A 16,680-nucleotide genomic window follows, 5' to 3' on the forward strand; every position below is an offset into this window, starting at 1 on the left:
GCGACGGATGTTTTCGAACCGTGCTCAACCCGGCCAACGTGGATCAGACAGTACACATCCGCATGTCGCCCACCATAGTGAAAAACCGGAACGAATGCCGTTCCTCGATCGCTTGCGCGCGCCCCAAAAAGTTTTCGAGCGTTAGCCCGTGCGTGGCGCAAGTCTTCGCGATTATGGCGTCATCAAGCAGCACGCCACCAACGCACCCCAGGGCCGCGATCGACCGCAGGAAATTGGCGTCCCTGTCGCACAAATGGTACAACGCTCCGGGCGACGACGGGAGGTCGGCCTCTGGACCGTCGATCGCCATCAACGCCCCACACCATTTGCGGTATAGCTTTTCCGCGCCCTCCTCGGCTTGCATGCGGTAATGTTCGCGCAGCACGTGGGCGCTACCATCCATAGGCAACGCGTGGTCGATCACTGTGCGCATCAACTCCTTGGCGCCCCGTGCTCGTTCCGTCGACACATCGACGTCGATGAGTCGTTCGCATTCTTCGTCCGTACCGTCTGCAAAACTCTTGAGCGTCACCCGCTCATTGTCCGCATAAACCGCAATGAAAACCTTTTGCGAAATGTCGGATTGAAGGACATCGATGGTGGCCCGGCCAACAAAGGGGCCAGGCTTTTCCGACTCCCCAAAATTCATGACGGGGAGTTCTTGGTCAGGGTTCAAGCGCGACAGCATTACGCGCTGATTAGCCAGGATCTGGATTTCCTCCGCAAAGCTGCCGACGCACATATAGTCACGACGGACAAAGTTATCGTGACACAGCTTGCTCATGGCGCTTTGCTGAGCGGTAAGCCCGTCGGCGCTATAGTCGATGAGCTCATTGATGCGTGCCACCATGCGGTCGAGCACAATGTGCGCCGCATCAGAGGCCATGCCTATTTGCGACACGTGCCATTGGACGGTGACGCCTGAAATGACGTAGTCGACTTGCTCGACCTGCGCGGCCGTCAGCGTGAAAAGCTGGGCAAAACGCTGTTGAAACGCCAGGAATATCGCGTTGATTGAATCCTTCTCAACGACCGCTTGGGTCGTGAAAGAGTTCATTTCTTTGTCCTCGTCGAGCAAAGTCGCAACCAAGTTAAAGTCGACGTAAAACCAGTGTATGAGAAAATGGAGGAAAAACTCCGAGTCCAGCAACAGGGGCGACTGGACCTGTCGATACAAAGCGAGTTGTAAGTTCTTGACCAGAAAATAGCCCGGCAAATAGCCGCCCGATTCCGTCGAAAATCCCTGCATCAGCAAGTTTTCCTTGCGTCGTTGCGATGACGGCTGCGCGCGGCCAGCCGCCAATACATATTCCAGGATGTCGGGGACCATTTTGGTTTCCCAATCCGGCACCGTTGCAGCAAACGCCGCCGCCACTTTGCGAAAGGTCGGAGACAAGCTTTTCGCTTGCCCCGGAAAAGCGTCAAACTCACCAAATAACGCAATGCCCTCAGCCAGCGGCCGCATGATGTGCAATACCGTCTCGACCCTTGCGATGTCCTCTAGGACGTCGTGATCATCATGGGCGGCGTTTTCGCCAAGAGCGAGGTGGTCGACCGCGCGCAGGAACGCTCTGTGATACAAATAGGAAATCGCAAACCCGACGGGCGTGCGAAAACATTGATAATGCAATGACTCATGAATGTATGAGTTGAAGCACGCCATTGGATAGCGGCCAGGCAAGAGCAGCCTTGAGCCATCGCGCGGGAACTCCAGGCCTGAGATCAACACAGAGTTGCTGATCGGGTCAGTGTTGCTGAGCTTGTCGCCCAGCCCCTCGTAAAGGGGCGTCACTTACACGCCGGCTGCATTGACAATGGCGCTTTCCGGCACCCTGAGCGCCTCAGCAATTTGCTTGATGACTTGCGCGTCCGGCGCTTCAGACGAGCGACGGTTGATCTTGAGGTACACGTCCATTTCAGTGCCGTCCGGGCGCCGGATCGTGACGCGGTATTCGACGAGTTCGCTTGCCGTTTTTTTCAGCGCCCAAGCCGTAAACGCTGCGATCGGGATGGGGGCGAGGGCGAGGATGACGATCGTCGCCAACTCATTGTGGCTGTCGTCGCCCTTGACGGGCTGCACCACCGTCAAATCCTGCGGCGGGACATCCGCGCTGAGTTCCGCGACGTCGATGAGCGACGCGTCGTGAATCACCATTGCATATGCGTGTTGAGCCATGTGTCCCCCTTAGTCGCTGTAATCATAGCAACTGCGCGCATTGGTGCGAGCAGTTTGTGGGAATGAAAATAGCAGCTTTGCCCCGTGTGCGCATTCAACCAATAAGAACATGACCAAACACAAGAGCGGCGTTGCGTCCATCACCGGCCACAGAGCCACTTAACCACCATCATCAAACATACTCCATATCGGAGACAATTGCTGGCCGGGACTCGCGTGATGGTTGATTGACCAATAGAATGCGCTGACCAGCATATGGAAAGCTCATGAATGAAACGCTTGATCTTTTGCTTCGACGGCACCTGGAACAAGTTGAATGAAACAACGCCTACCAACGTTGTCCTAACCGCGGCCAGCATTGAGCGCGTCACCCGCACGGGTACCACACAAATCATCCATTACGATGAGGGCGTTGGCACGGGCCGCATGGAGTATTGGACGGGCGGCATGTTTGGCGCTGGCTTGGTTGAGCATGTGCGCGCCGCTTACCGCTTCCTCATCTTTAATTATGACCCTGGCGACGAGCTTTACATTTTCGGTTTTTCCCGTGGCGCGTTCAGCGCACGCTCGTTCGTCGGCTTTTTGCGCCACGTTGGACCCCTGAGCCGCCTGCATGCTGGCTTGATCGATGAAGCGCTGAACCTCTACCGCCACCGCCTCGACAAAAAAGCAGGCGCTGACGCGGCGCTGCGCCAGTTCCGTGCGGACTATTCAAGCGGCGTGTGCATCGGGCAAGCTGATGACGACTGGCGCTGCGCCAACATTGCCAATTATGCGGCTGGCTCAGCGCCCACTATGGCCATCCGCTACTTGGGCGTATGGGACACTGTTGAAGCGCTGGGTGTGCCGGCCATTGCGCCGTTCAGCAACACGCTCAACCGCGAACACCGCTTTCATGACGCCACGCTTGACGCTTTTGTCGAAAACGCGCGGCACGCCGTTGCGCTTGATGAGCGCCGCGCGCTTTTCCCGTCGCTGTCGCTTGGTGACTTGAGCAGCTTGAACCAGGCGAGGGGCCACGCGCCTGATGATGAGGCGGCGCCGTACCAGGAGCGGTGGTTTCCGGGCGTCCATGGCTCAGTGGGCGGGGGCGGCGACATTAGGGGCTTATCGGATGAGGCGTTGTCATGGGTTCTAGGTGGCGCCAAAAAGGCGGGACTGCAGCTGGACACGGCGCGTGGCACGCGCATTGATGGCTTTCACCCTGACTGGCTGGCGCCGCTCAACAATGTCAGGGGTCCCGCATGGAGCGCAACGCAGCTCATTCACCGCGACCGCGCGGGGCCGCAACATTTGTGGCAATTATCCAGCAGCGCCGTGCGGCGGTGGCAAGCGCCAGCAGCGCAATTGCCTGACAACAAGCCCTATCGACCAAATAGCTTGGCTGCGGTGGGGAATGAGCTGGCGACGCTGCCGCCCTGGTCATTTTCGCCACCTGATGACGTGATTGACACTATTATGGTCAAAAGCGGTGACTCACTTAGCAAATATGCTGCAGAATATTATGGTGACCCCCTGAAATACCCGCTCATCTACAGCGCCAATTTGGACGTGCTTGATGACCCCAATGAGCTGTTTGCTGGACAAATGATCCGCATCCCGCGCGACGTCAGTGCACGTGACCCCGGCGGCCCGTCGCCCACGACTAGCGCCTAGGCCGCACACGTGAGTGACGTCGCGAGGTCGTTGAGTTCAGAGATGATCGCGTCAAGGTCAGGTCGGCCGCGCGTCGAGCACTGGTCGAATTGGGGTCGGCGGCGGGGCTAGCTTGAGTGGTGCGCTGGTATAGGTTGAGCGCGCCCGGAGCTCTACGCGATCTATCGCGTCATCCTCATAATCATGGTGTCCTCCCTGTTGCCCAAACTGGTGCGCTTACCCATTGAGACGGGCGAGGGACGAAATCTGTAAGCTGTGTCAGGAGAAGCGAGCAAATCGGCGCTCCGGCCAGGAGGAGCACTATTAATATTGAGCTAGTCTTGGCCACGTATTTTCCCAACACGTCCCCTTTCAAATACTGACAGCGAGGGCAAACCACTTTTCCCCGTGTGCACACGATTCGTTGATCTCCTACTTGCCTCGTCCACATCGGATAGTGGCCAAATCGTCTCCTCTGAACCGGCCAAGTAACGAACGCGTTCACCAGAAAGCATTCAAATTGGTGCGTTTTTCCCGAAGAATTTGCGACGAGTTGAGTGCTTTTGGGCTCAAATGACGTTGATCTGTCTCAAGAAATCCATACGCTTGAGACACTTACGGGGATGATCAATGAGTCGCGACACAAAGGCGCCAGCGAATGCCGGCGACGACGGGATAGTTGCGCTTGCAACGATCCTGGCGATGCACCGTATTGCCGTTGATCCGGCGCAGTTGCGCCATGGCCTTGGCCATTTTGATGTTACTTCTGCTGACGATCTACTGAGACTCGCCAAACGCCAAGACGGTGTGCGGGCCAAACGCCTAGACGCCAATTTCGAACGATTGTCGCGCATCCCGCTTCCTGCCCTTGCTGTTGGGTCAGAAGGATGGTTCGTCCTAGGACGCGTTGTCGATGGCGTGGCGCTGATCCAGCGGGAAGGAAGGGCCCCTGAACGGCTAGATCGCAGTCAGCTTCAAGCAATTTGGTCGGGCACGCTGATCCTTATCACGACAAGAGAAGGAGTCGGCGGTGCAGCTGGGCGGTTTGATATCAGTTGGTTCATTCCACAGGTCGTGCGTTATCGCCGGCTCATCGGCGAAGTTTTGCTGATTACGCTTTGCATTAATTTGCTCGGATTAGCCGCGCCGCTCTTTTTCCAGAACGTGATCGACAAGGTTCTTGTTCACAATACGCTTGCCACGCTTCAGGTTCTGTCGGTCGGCTTTGTAGCCGTTTCGCTTTGGGAAGTGGTTTTCGGCTGGCTGCGTACGCGTCTTTATTCCGAGACCAGTCAGAAACTGGATGTGGAGCTCGGCGCAAAGTTGTTTCGTCATCTGCTAGGTTTGCCCCTCGCTTATTTCGAGGCACGTCGAGTTGGCGACACTGTAACGCGTGTCCGTCAGCTCGAATCGATCCGTGAGTTCCTGACCAACGCTTCTCTATCGGTGTTGGTCGACCCCGCGTTCACGATCGTTTTTCTTATTGCGATGTGGATCTATTCGCCGCTCCTTTTTGGCATCGTGGCGCTGACGATTCCGGCTTATGCTGCCGTCTCGTTGTTGGTCACCAAACCACTGCGCCGCCGTCTCAATGAGAAGTATGAGCGTGGCGCCGCTAACAACGCGCTGCTGGTCGAGAGCGTGTCCGGCATGCAGACCGTCAAAGCAGCGGCCGTCGAACCGCAATGGCAGGAGCGCTGGGAGAAACAACTCGCCGGCTACAGTGCTGCTAACCAGCGCGTTATCAACCTCGGCAATTCCGGTAGCCAGGCGGTACAGCTAATCTCTAAGTTAAGCCTAGCGGCGATCCTTTATTTTGGCGCTGGGCAGGTGATTGCTGGTGCCATGACAGTGGGGGGCCTCGTCGCCTTCAACATGTTCGCGCAGCGCGTGTCAGGTCCGGTCATACGGATGGCGCAGCTATGGCAAGATTTTCAGCAGGTTCGGTTGTCGATTGAGCGGCTTGGTGATGTGCTCAACGCGCCGGTTGAGCCGGGCATCGGGTCACGCGTCGCGCTGCCGCAGTTGAAAGGTGCGATTCGCTTCGAGGGCGTAAAGTTTCGCTACGGTCTGGAAGGCCCAATGACGCTTGATGACATCAGCCTCGACATTCCGGCTGGGGGCACGCTCGGCATCGCTGGGTCATCAGGTTCCGGCAAATCGACACTGACCAAGCTGCTGCAGCGGCTATACACGCCAGTCGCTGGTCGTGTTCTGATCGATGGCGTGGATATTGCGCAGATCGACCCCGCGTGGCTGCGACGTCAGATCGGCGTAGTGCTTCAAGAGAATCTGCTGTTCAACCGAACGATCCGCGAGAACATTGCGCTCGCCAACCCAGCGATGCCGCTCGAGCGGGTGATGGCAGCGGCACTGTTGTCTGGCGCCCATGACTTCATTCTTGCTTTGCCGCAGGGCTATGACACGCTGATCGAGGAGCGCGGTGTCAATTTATCGGGCGGTCAGCGCCAGCGCATTGCGATTGCTCGCGCGTTGGTCACCCAGCCGCGCATCCTGATTCTAGACGAAGCAACGAGTGCGCTGGACGCTGAGAGCGAAGAGATCATCCAAAAGAACTTAAAGGCCATGGCACGTGGTCGCACAGTGCTGATCATTGCTCACCGCTTGTCAGCGATCCGGCAATGCGACCGCATTGTCACGCTCGAACGGGGGCGCATTGTTGAGATTGGCACCCATGACGAGCTGTTACGCGCGGGCGGCCGCTATGCCGGGCTGCATCGCCGGCAAATGGGTGTCATTGATGGAGCAGCGGCATGAACGCGATTACGCGCAATTGGCAGATCGTCCGCGATAGCCTTGCTGATGATCGCTGTCGGAAATCGTCGCTCCTCGGCACCGACCAGCACGATTTCCTTCCGGCAGCACTTGAGATCATCGATACGCCGGTATCGCCCACCGGTCGTATCACTGCATGGGTGCTGATGATTGGTTTGGGGGTCACGGTCCTCTGGTTGGTGTTCGGCAGGATCGACGTGGTCGCTTCAGCGCCGGGGAAGTTAATCCCGGTCGATCGTGTGAAGCTGATCCAGCCGGCGGAGCCGGGCGTAGTGCGGGCTATCCTCGTGCGCGATGGGGAGCGCGTGAAAGCCGGACAAGCGCTCGTCCAGCTCGACCCTACAGTATCGACGGCAGAAGCGACACAGGCTGCAAAGGCTCTGGAAACTTCATTGCTCGACGTAGCACGGGCGCGGGCAGTGCTGGCAGTTCTGGATGGCGGCACACTGACGTTTGTTGCACCGCCAGGCACACCGGGCGATATCGCATCCACGCAGGCTGCGCTTGCGCGCGCGGAACTTGCCGACATCCAGGCAACGACGAGTGGAAATGTCGCCAAACGCGATGCCGCAGCGTCTGCGCGAGATGAAGCGCGGGTACAGGCGGCGAAGCTCGCTGAGACACTACCGCTGCTAGATGAACAGATATCGGCGAACGAGCAGTTGTCAGCAAAAGGCTATGTCTCGAAGCTTAAAGTAATCGAGATGCGGCGCCAGCGGCTTGGGATCGCGCGCGACCGGGACGCAGCGATCATTACTGCTCGACGATCTGAATCTGACATGGCGGCCGCGCAAAGCGCAATCGTCCAGGCGACATCGGAGGCGCGCACGCGCATTCTCGGAGATCTTGCGAAAGCAGAATCGGACGCGCGGCTACGACGAGAAGAGGTTGCAAAAGCGACCCAGAAGTCGAGTTTGCAAACGTTGGTCAGTCCAGTGGATGGCGTCATCGCCCAACTCGCTGTGCATACGGTTGGCGGCGTGGTCGAAGCGGCCAAGCCGATCATGATTGTCGTGCCGGTAGGCGGCACGGTGATCGCCGACGTCAAAATACCAAATCGCGACATTGGGTTCGTACGCGTCGGGCAAGGCGTCGCGCTCAAGTTGGAGGCTTTCCCGTTCACCCGTTACGGCGCACTGAGGGGTAAGGTCGAGAGCATCGCCTCCGACGCTGTCGAGGATGACAAACTTGGGCTGGTGTATCCGGCTCAGATTTCGATCGACGCAGTTCAGCCTGGTCTCCGGTCAGGAAAACTCAAAGCGGGCGTAGGCATGCAGATCACGGCCGATATCCGCACTGGTCAACGGAGTCTGCTCTCATACCTCATTAGCCCCATCGACGAGGCATCTCAAGAGGCTGGGAGAGAGAGATGAGTGTGCGTACGGTGTTCCCGACAATATCGAGAATTAGCGAAAAGGATTAGCAATGCGACAATGGCTGCTCCTCACATTACTAGCAACGTCCTGTACGAAGCTTGGGCTTAGTTGCGAGGTTCAGAGCCTAGAACCCTCCAAGCTAATCCTCCAGGTTGCCGACCGAGTTGCGTTAGAAAGTCGTACAAATTTAGACGGCGATCAAATATCATATTATTCCGGATCGCAGCTTCTTCAGCAAAATCCTAATTGCTGCATCGTAATACCTTACAAAAAATTCGCGAACGTTAAAGACATCTCTTTTCCTCAAAAAGAATTTGGGGTCCAAATGATCTATAAAAAATATAAAAATAGAGAAAATCTTTTCTTATTATTCGCCCATTTTGAAAACTGTCCAACTGTATTCGAGTCTAGTGGATATAGGATTACTGCGAAACAATACCAAAAAATGAAGGAGAATGACCGTGCCTACTGAACCCGTCACTCCCGAAATGCTGCTTCGTAGATTCCTTTACGGTGTCAACGAAACGCCAGATTTGCTAACCGATCGGCTTCGTGACCTCGCCCCCACGGCATCGATTTCCATCGGAGAAATAAACTCCGACACCTACTTAGCTTCATATGGCCGATACATAAATGCGGCCTACTTTCCCTTCGTACAGGACTTCTTTACAGGTGCTAAGACTCTCTCAGTTGGAACACATACCGTCGCTCAGTTGCAATCGACGTATGGCGCGAGTGAGTTCCTGTACACACTCTCAAACGCCAACACCGACGTTGGGAGTTCAGATTTCTTTCTTCGCGCGTTCATGTTTGGTCATGCTGACTTTCATCTATCGCCGGATACGCAGTTTGTAGTCGATACAAATGGTGATCTTCATATCGAGAATATGAGATATATTCCTGATGTCGATAATTTCGACTTTGATTCAACCGGCCCAACGGCCATTTACGATGCTGTGTTCGCCAAACCCGAAATCGACCCTTCATCGATAGGTAGGCAGATCACATGGACCTACTCGGATCCGACCATTGTCCACAATGGCTATTACGCTGCCAATTATGCAGCCAACGTCTTAAATAACTACAATATTACATCTAACAGTATTTATGCCGGCGCGATAATACTGTCTCAAAGCTTTGGATATTTTAACCAATGGAAGTCGGAGGGAGTTTACGAGAACTTCCGTGACAACAAAACAATTATATACGACGGCTTGGGGACGAACGTCGTAGTTGCGGATATCACATCCTTGCACGGATCAATCTTGATCGGCGGTGACGGCAATGATCAGCTCATTGGCGCTCATTATGACGACGTATTCTATGGCGGTGACGGAAATGACACGATCAAGCCTGGACTGGGCTCAAGTGAGCTATGGGGTGGTGATGAGGAATCAAAGCCAGAATATGAAGATACGGACACGGCGGATTATACCGGTCATAGTGCCATAGATATTACGTTCGACAATAGTGGAGAGAAGCTTTCGCTGAAGGTCGCGCATGATGGTGCAAACGATACACTGCATTCCATCGAGGTGATCAAAGGTACGCCGGCGACCGATCATGTAAAAATAATAGGCTCAATCCCGACCGCGACTATGCTTACCATTGACGCGGCCGGTGGCCAGGGTCCGAATCCGCTAGATACGATCAATTTGGCGAAAGCGGACAATGGCATTCACGTCAGTATCGCAAACGATGGTACGGGCTACATCCATGATAAAACAACGGAAGGCGATATTCTCCTCGCAGGCTTCAATACGCAAATTATTGGCTCTGCATTCGACGATGTCTTTGATGACGACGCGGTCGGCGCCAAACACATAGATGGCGGCTATGGAAACGACACGATATCAATCACAGGAGCCAGCGACGACTCACTACTCCTCGGTGGTGCGGGCAATGACACCATCACGGGCGGAGACGGGAACGATGTCCTCGTAGGTGGTGCTTACGCCTATGGCGCATATAGCGACACCCTGAACGGCGGCGGTGGTAACGATATGCTTATCGGCAGTGGCGCCAACGATATCTTCGATGGCGGCGACGGCTATGACTATATTCGACCGACCGCAATCCCAGGCACAACGTTCGGTCTGGCGACCATCACGGGTGGGGCTGGCGATGATGTGATCAACCTGCGCGAGGGCGGTGATCACTACAATGGTATGTATCATTACGGCGCCGCCCCAACATTGAATTTCGGGGCGAATGACGGTCACGACACTGTTCTCACAGCATCGGGTGGAGACGTCTTTACGGCATACGATAACGGCGTCTTGAACGACCACGGTGCCGACGGGATTGTGGTGAAACTCGATGGGCTATACGCGTCTGATATCGACATCATATGGGATGTCACGCCACAGCCTGAGCCCTTCTTCGGACTCGGCTTCAATGGCAATGGGGATCTTGCAATCGTCGTCAAATCGACGGGCGCATCCATCTTCATCGAGGACGTCAATGGGAGTGCGACGTTCGGGAATCAGAGTTCTTCGAGTAATCACTTCGGTGTTACCATCTTGGACGGCGCCGGCAACGAGATCTGGATACCGAGCTTTCCAGTTCAATACGGCGACCTAAGTTCGTACCGTGGCGGGGAAGCAGCTTATTTCGATGCCGCGGCACTGTCGAGCTCTGAGAGCACCGGAACGTCGGGGGACGACGTCATGTCGGGTGGTCGTGGTGATGATGATTTGTCTGGCGGCGACGGAAATGACGTATTCGTGAGCTCTCCAGGCAACGACGTGATAGATGGCGGCGACGGATCTGACACGCTGCAGCTTCTGGGCGCACGCGGCGATTATACAATCACAGCTTCTGGTGCTGCCACGCTCGTGGAGGGAAACGCTTACGACGTCGGCACGCTGACGCTTACCTCGATTGAAAATATTCGCTTTGAATCTGATGATGCGACTTACACGTCACAAGATCTGTTCGGTTACTATGGGACGGCTGGAGACGATGTGCTGCTAGGCAATGCGCTCGGCACAAACTTCTATGCTCTAGCTGGTGATGATCAAATCAGTCCTGGGATTGGCAACGATGTGGTCGATGGTGGAGATGGCGAGGACGAGGTTGTCCTCGCCGCGTCGTCGGCGAACAGTTCCGTAAGTCGAGAACTCGACGGCAGCATCAGTGTGTACGACCCCGCGAGCGGAAGTTACGATATCCTTTGGAATGTGGAGAAAGTTACCTTCCTCGGTGACAGCACCACGATTGATGTCGGGGACCTGCCGCCACTCGGGACGTCGGGCAACGACACTATCACGGGGACCGCGCGCGGTGAGACGCTTTATGGGCAGGACGGTGACGACCAAATCTATGGACTGGGCGGCAACGACCATCTCAACGGCGGAGCCGGCGACGACCTTCTGGACGGCGGAACCGGTAACAACGGGCTAGATGGCGGCGATGGCAATGACACACTGATCGGCGGCGCTGGTCAGGATTCCATGTATGGAGGGGAAGGCTCCGACACCTACATCGTTGGCGACGCGTATGGCGCGTTCGCTGACACCGAAGTCGGCGATTATGGTGACTATGGCAATTTTGTCGACCATGACACGCTTGCTCTTGGTGATGCGACCTACTCCTTTGCTGCGGATGGCGATCGCGTAATAATTACGAACACCGCGACGCTTCACACTGTCACACTCGCAAACCAGCTCAGCGGGTATGGCGTGGAATCGATCGAGATTGGCTCGAATACCGTTCTCGACCGGGATGACATTCTGGACCTGATCCCAGTCAACGTAATCAGCGGAACTTCTGGCGATGACCAGATCTCCGGCACGAATGTGAACGACGATATAGCTGCTGGCGCTGGGAACGATTACATCCAAGAATCCACCGGTAACGACGTCTATCGGTGGAATGTCGGCGATGGTGACGACTATATTGCCGGCGGCGACAGCAACGATGGATACAATTCCGTTGTTCTGGGCTCAGGGATAGCGACCTCGGACGTCACCGTCTCCTTCACAGACTTCTTCGAGCAGAGCGTCCTGCTGAGCTTCGCCCAGGGCGGATCGATAACTCTCGAAAATATCAACGGGACAGATCAGAACGTTGATGAGGTCGAATTTGATGACAATACGGTGTGGGACCGGTCGACGTTGATCGGGATGGCTATGGACAATTCTGGTGGCGGCGGTGGCGGCCCTCTTGGATTGGCCGCGAACAGCAAAACAGGATCATTCCCGGCACCTCACTACCGTGTTGATCACAACGCGGTGGTGAGCCGAACGCCGGTCGCTAATTCCGACGTAGCGCTCGACGATTTCGATTACATGGGCACTGCAAGATGGGCGATCTCAAAGTTAAGTGGCTATGACGAAATGGTGGCTCGAAAATCTCGGATCGCGGCTGGCGTGTCAAACAGGCCGTTTTCGGGAACTGACATAGCCGTATCTGTCGCTGGGAATCCATCGGTCAACCGGAGCGCAAACCTCTTGGCTGAGGCAATCTCGACGTTCGATCCAACTGCTGCGGGTGGCTTCAGCACTTCTGAGGACAAAGGCGCACCCGATAACTTTTGGTTGTTTCATCAAAACGGATCGCTCGAGTCAAAATCCAGCTTGGCAATGATAGCCTGAGTTGATCCTGCCTTCGCAGTGGAAGCCCGGACCGCTCTTTGCCGGTCCGGGCTGCCCTTTTCACATTCTGATCCCCAGCCCTCTGCTTCGGCCGCATTCTACGATGTCGGCAAGTTGCTGCCCCACGCAGCGATCATTCACGGGGAGGCCAAGCTGAGCTCTGCAGTTGCGTAAGATTGATTCTAAAGTGTGGCCCGAACTCCCGCTGACGACGCTGCAGACCAAGTTGTTTGAGAAAATCCCGACTTCAGAGGGGTCGCTTAGCCGGCGGAATGGCAAGACGCGTGATCCGACGACCCACTGTCCGAAGGGTCGTGTGACCGACGCGAACAAATCGATTTGGACATTTGTTGCAAGAGAGCTGAAAGGCTCAAGGGGACGATTTGGGAATTCCCTCGTCGTCCCTGGCGTCGAGCTGCATCTTTCGAACGGCCCTTCGATTTGCTTTCGTCTGCGCCTTAGGCCGTGATTTGGCGGGCTTCGCGGTGCTAATCGCTTTTCGGGGTTTTGACGCTTCCAAGTGAGATCGAAATTGAGCTACCGCCGTCTCCAATAGGTCTTGGCAATATTCCCACCGTTCCTTTGGCTTCCTTGTGCCATGCACGTAAGTTGGTGATGCTTTTGGGAAGACTCTGTGTAGGTACTCTAACGAAAATCGTGCCGCTTTTGTATAATAATTAAACGACCATTCGCGCATCTGCTTGTCATTCGCATAAACTATTGAATTATCCTCTATGACCTTTTCGAGAAATGCGAATCCGTCATTAAACACGGCCGATCTTTTTCCAGTCTTATCAGCTAGAAATACAGCTCGCCAGAGCGAAAAAGACACGGAGATTAATTCCTGAGCGGCATAGGAATACCGCCCTGTCTTCCACGTCTTCTCGTGATCCCTGAGGAGCAATCTCAGCTGTAACGCACACAGTTGGTTGCGATGCCGATTTACAACGAGCCATTGAAAGTGTTCTGTTCTGTCGACTCCCTCTGCCATCCTCCACTCCCTTTTTTGAAACGCTATGCGCACTCGGCGCGAGGCGGAGTTCTTTGGCGCCCGCGCCAGGGCCAGCTCGATACCACGCATCGCAACAGAGAAAGAGGTAGGCGGAAGAGACGACACCAATTTGGATGCATTTAATTGACGTAGACATCTTTGAGATATCTCGCAGCAATCATGCCTCGACCCGTGTTAATTTGCGGCTTTTCCACTCAGTCTGAGTGGCGTTACGCGTGGCCGCTAACGGCGGTAGGGTTCACAGGCAATGCCGTCATTGTCGCCGTCCATTTCCGGGCGGTAGCCTGGCTCACCCTTGTAAATGGGCGCAGCGCCCGCGCGGCGCGCTTCATCGCACCCCGCATAATATACACTGTTTTCCCGCGCCGCTGTCGCTGTTGGGCTTTCGGTTAGCCCGCGCCATGCCAAGCGGGCAGGGCGCTCAAACACAATACTGGCGGCGGCAAGCGCCATGCCAAACACAGCCGCGCGCGTCAACGTGACGATCGTCTTGCGTCGCGCCTCGCGGCGGTAATGCTTTCCCAACCGCACTGGTTGAGCGCGAAATGGCTTTTTGAAGCCCATGTCTTAATCATAGGACATCGGCGTAAACGTGTCATAAAAGTTGGGCCCGTCATGGACCGTTCCTTTGCCGCCCCGTTGTCGCTACTAAACTACTGAACGGTGGGCAAAATGAGGGGATCACGTGGAGGGGCAAAATCGCGTGGAAGTGCCTAAGGCAAAACCACGGCCACGCGGTCGGCGTGGATGGGCGTTTTGGTTAGTAGCGGCAGTTGTTGCTGTCGCTGCCTGGAACGCGACAGTCACTGTACCGGTGATGACTGCGCTATCCGGCGAAAAGCATCTGACGGTAGCATACCGCCGCTGGCTGATTAGCCCCAATGACATCGTCTTCGACGTGTGGCGCTTAGCCCCCGACGGCAGCATGGCGGACATGGACCGTCAGCTATTCAAAGCGGCTGAAGCGCTCAAAGGGCGCCCGTTCGATCACGTGGTGTTAGCTTATCACGGTGTGGGACGGTTTATGATTGATGGCGCTCACTTTGGCGTAATTGGCGACAGTTGGTCGTATCAAAATCCAATATTCATCGTCCGCACGCTGCCTGAAAATGTGAGCGACATGACCGGCAAACCCGCATTCGAAACGTGGACCGGCGGCTTGTTGGGCGTCGTCTCGCAGCAGATGGAAGATCACAACAAGTTGCATGAGCAATGGTATTTACGCGCTGAAGCGGGTTTGACGCCGTAGCGTTTTAAGGGGGCGGGGATGTTTTGTTCGCAATGCGGCAAGGGGATTGAGGACGATTCCCGGTTTTGTCGGTGGTGTGGCGCCGTGCAGGTCCCCCGCACCGTCGATAGCCGGAAAACCCTGGCCAGTGACGTCGTTGGTTCAGCGGCACCGGATGACCTGGCGCCTATTAAGCCTTGGTGGAAAAAGGAACCGGTCATCGCGATCGCGGCGGTCGTGGCATTGATCGTCCTAGTATCGATTTTTTCGAACGGTGGGTCCAAGTCGTCCGGATTCGACTCAACCATTTCGTCAGACACTGCAAACCTCACCGCGACAGGGGACGGCCCGGCGCCGAAGCCCAGCACTCCGAATGCCAACTGGGATTATTCCAGCGACGTCGATAAAGTGCGGGGTGGGACGACCTTTTACGCGACTACCACAAGCACCAATTCGATTTCGCAGTCCGCGCCATATGACGGCTTAACGACGATGAGTTTGATGGTGCGCAAGTCGCCTGCCTATGGGACGGACGTTTTGCTTACCATTAGCTCAGGGCAAATGATGTGCCCGTCGTATGAGGGGTGCAGCGGGACCGTCCGGTTCGATGATGGGAAAGCGCAGCGCATCAGTTTCAATGGCCCGGCCGACAGCAGCAGCGAAGTCGTTTTCGTGGTGGGCGCGAAAGCCTTTTTGGAGAAGCTCAAGAAAGCCAAAAAGGTCGTCATTGAGAAGACATTGTACCAGGCGGGAAGTCCGCAGTTTGAATTTGATGTCGCCGGTCTGAAATGGGACCACTGACAGCGTGCTCGCGCGGGCGCGACATTGCGATTGTCTAATCGAAGACGCTAGCAAGGCCTTGAGCGATTGGCTCATGATAAAATCGATGGCGCCTGCGCGGGAGCGGCGCTGTATCGACTGGGGAGTTTTGATGAGACTACTGTACGCGGCCGCGTTAGCGGTCATGTTACTATTTGCACATCCCGCCTTCGCTCGCGATTGGCCCAAAACGGCCGGTTGGGATGTCATCGAGGGCGACGACTATTGTAGCATTCACATGGAATTTGAGGGCAAGGGTGCGACGGAGCTCTCACTCCTGCTCAAGACCGACAACGATATAGTGTTGGGTATGTCGAATAGCGGCTGGAGCATTGCCGACGATCAGCAGGAAGACCTCACGTTCGGCGTGAATGGGACGGTCTTTAGCGGAGGAAAGTCTGTAGGCATCGGGGACGTCGGTGGCAAAAAAGCCTTTGTCACATCATTCGAAAGCGACTTTCTCCAAAACTTTGCCGCCTCGTCGTATCTAATCGTGCGCAAAGGGGACGTACTCGTCGATAATCTGTCCCTCAAGGGTAGTGCGGCGGCGTTGGTCGTGGCCAAACGGTGCCTGGCACTACTCAAGCGTGACATTGCGGCGGCCGCAGCTGAGAAGCGTCGGTTTGATAATATTGCGGATGACCCGTTTGCTAAGAAGGATGCCGGCGGAAGTGCCACCGCGGGTATCGGCGGCGCGAAATCGGACGACGCGCCGGTGCCCTTGGTGTCCCCAACCAACTGGTTTCCCTTTGACTCCTATCCCGCTGCAGCCAAGCGGGCGGGGGCGCAAGGTCGGGCAAGTTGGGAAGTCGATGTCGATGAGGGTGGACGCGCAACAGCATGCCGCATCACGGCATCAACGGGCAATGCAGATCTAGACGCGACAACTTGCCGATTAGCCCTGAGAAATGGGCGTTTCAAAATTGGGGTTGCTGGCAAATATCGCGGCTCAGCAAACTGGACGCTGAACGACGAGTAATGCCGGCAAGTCGCAAGGGCGGTCTCAACCTAAATATTACCGGCAGCTGGCTACTTCGCTC

The 16,680-nt window shown here is 55.8% G+C and carries 10 protein-coding genes; 7 read left to right on the top strand and 3 right to left on the bottom strand.

The window, feature by feature from the left end:
* Window positions 1-43 precede the first annotated feature (43 nt).
* Complete coding sequence (locus FPZ24_RS02150; RefSeq protein ID WP_146569507.1) at window positions 44-1,792, bottom strand: hypothetical protein; 1,749 nt, start codon at window positions 1,790-1,792, stop codon at window positions 44-46.
* Entirely contained in the window at window positions 1,793-2,176 is a 384-nt protein-coding gene (locus FPZ24_RS02155; protein ID WP_146569508.1) for a hypothetical protein, read from the bottom strand.
* Window positions 2,177-2,446: 270 nt separating this feature from the next.
* Here FPZ24_RS02155 and FPZ24_RS02160 point away from each other — a divergent pair, with 270 nt between their 5' ends.
* From FPZ24_RS02160 to FPZ24_RS02175, 4 genes are all read left to right on the top strand, one after another.
* Window positions 2,447-3,832 (top strand): phospholipase effector Tle1 domain-containing protein, encoded by a 1,386-nt coding sequence (locus FPZ24_RS02160; protein ID WP_146569509.1) that lies wholly within the window; start codon window positions 2,447-2,449, stop codon window positions 3,830-3,832.
* A 609-nt stretch (window positions 3,833-4,441) separates the two neighbouring features.
* Window positions 4,442-6,589 carry a type I secretion system permease/ATPase gene (locus FPZ24_RS02165; RefSeq protein WP_146569510.1) on the top strand — a complete coding sequence of 716 codons (2,148 nt, stop codon included), beginning with the start codon at window positions 4,442-4,444 and terminating at the stop codon, window positions 6,587-6,589.
* On the top strand, window positions 6,586-7,980 hold the full coding sequence (locus FPZ24_RS02170) for an HlyD family type I secretion periplasmic adaptor subunit (protein WP_146569511.1): 1,395 nt from the start codon (window positions 6,586-6,588) through the stop codon (window positions 7,978-7,980). Before FPZ24_RS02165 ends, FPZ24_RS02170 begins: the two co-directional genes overlap by 4 nt.
* A 464-nt stretch (window positions 7,981-8,444) precedes the next feature.
* Window positions 8,445-12,581, top strand: a complete 4,137-nt coding sequence (locus FPZ24_RS02175) for a hypothetical protein (RefSeq protein WP_186728985.1) — start codon at window positions 8,445-8,447, stop codon at window positions 12,579-12,581.
* 1,234 nt (window positions 12,582-13,815) lie between these two features.
* Here FPZ24_RS02175 and FPZ24_RS02180 read toward each other — a convergent pair.
* Window positions 13,816-14,157 carry an excalibur calcium-binding domain-containing protein gene (locus FPZ24_RS02180; protein WP_146569513.1) on the bottom strand — a complete coding sequence of 114 codons (342 nt, stop codon included), beginning with the start codon at window positions 14,155-14,157 and terminating at the stop codon, window positions 13,816-13,818.
* Between the two features lie 253 nt (window positions 14,158-14,410).
* On the opposite strand from FPZ24_RS02180, the gene FPZ24_RS02185 reads away from it, so the two are divergent.
* The 3 genes from FPZ24_RS02185 (at window position 14,411) to FPZ24_RS02195 (ending at window position 16,619) form a co-directional block, all read left to right on the top strand.
* Complete coding sequence (locus FPZ24_RS02185; RefSeq protein ID WP_146569514.1) at window positions 14,411-14,842, top strand: hypothetical protein; 432 nt, start codon at window positions 14,411-14,413, stop codon at window positions 14,840-14,842.
* 18 nt (window positions 14,843-14,860) lie between these two features.
* A complete protein-coding gene (locus FPZ24_RS02190; RefSeq protein WP_146569515.1) occupies window positions 14,861-15,622 on the top strand; it encodes a zinc-ribbon domain-containing protein in 762 nt (253 codons plus the stop codon).
* Window positions 15,623-15,752: 130 nt separating this feature from the next.
* Complete coding sequence (locus tag FPZ24_RS02195) at window positions 15,753-16,619, top strand: TonB family protein (RefSeq protein WP_186728986.1); 867 nt, start codon at window positions 15,753-15,755, stop codon at window positions 16,617-16,619.
* Window positions 16,620-16,680: the final 61 nt, after the last annotated feature.

Origin of the sequence: Sphingomonas panacisoli (genome assembly GCF_007859635.1) — a bacterium.
Taxonomy (GTDB): domain Bacteria; phylum Pseudomonadota; class Alphaproteobacteria; order Sphingomonadales; family Sphingomonadaceae; genus Sphingomonas; species Sphingomonas panacisoli.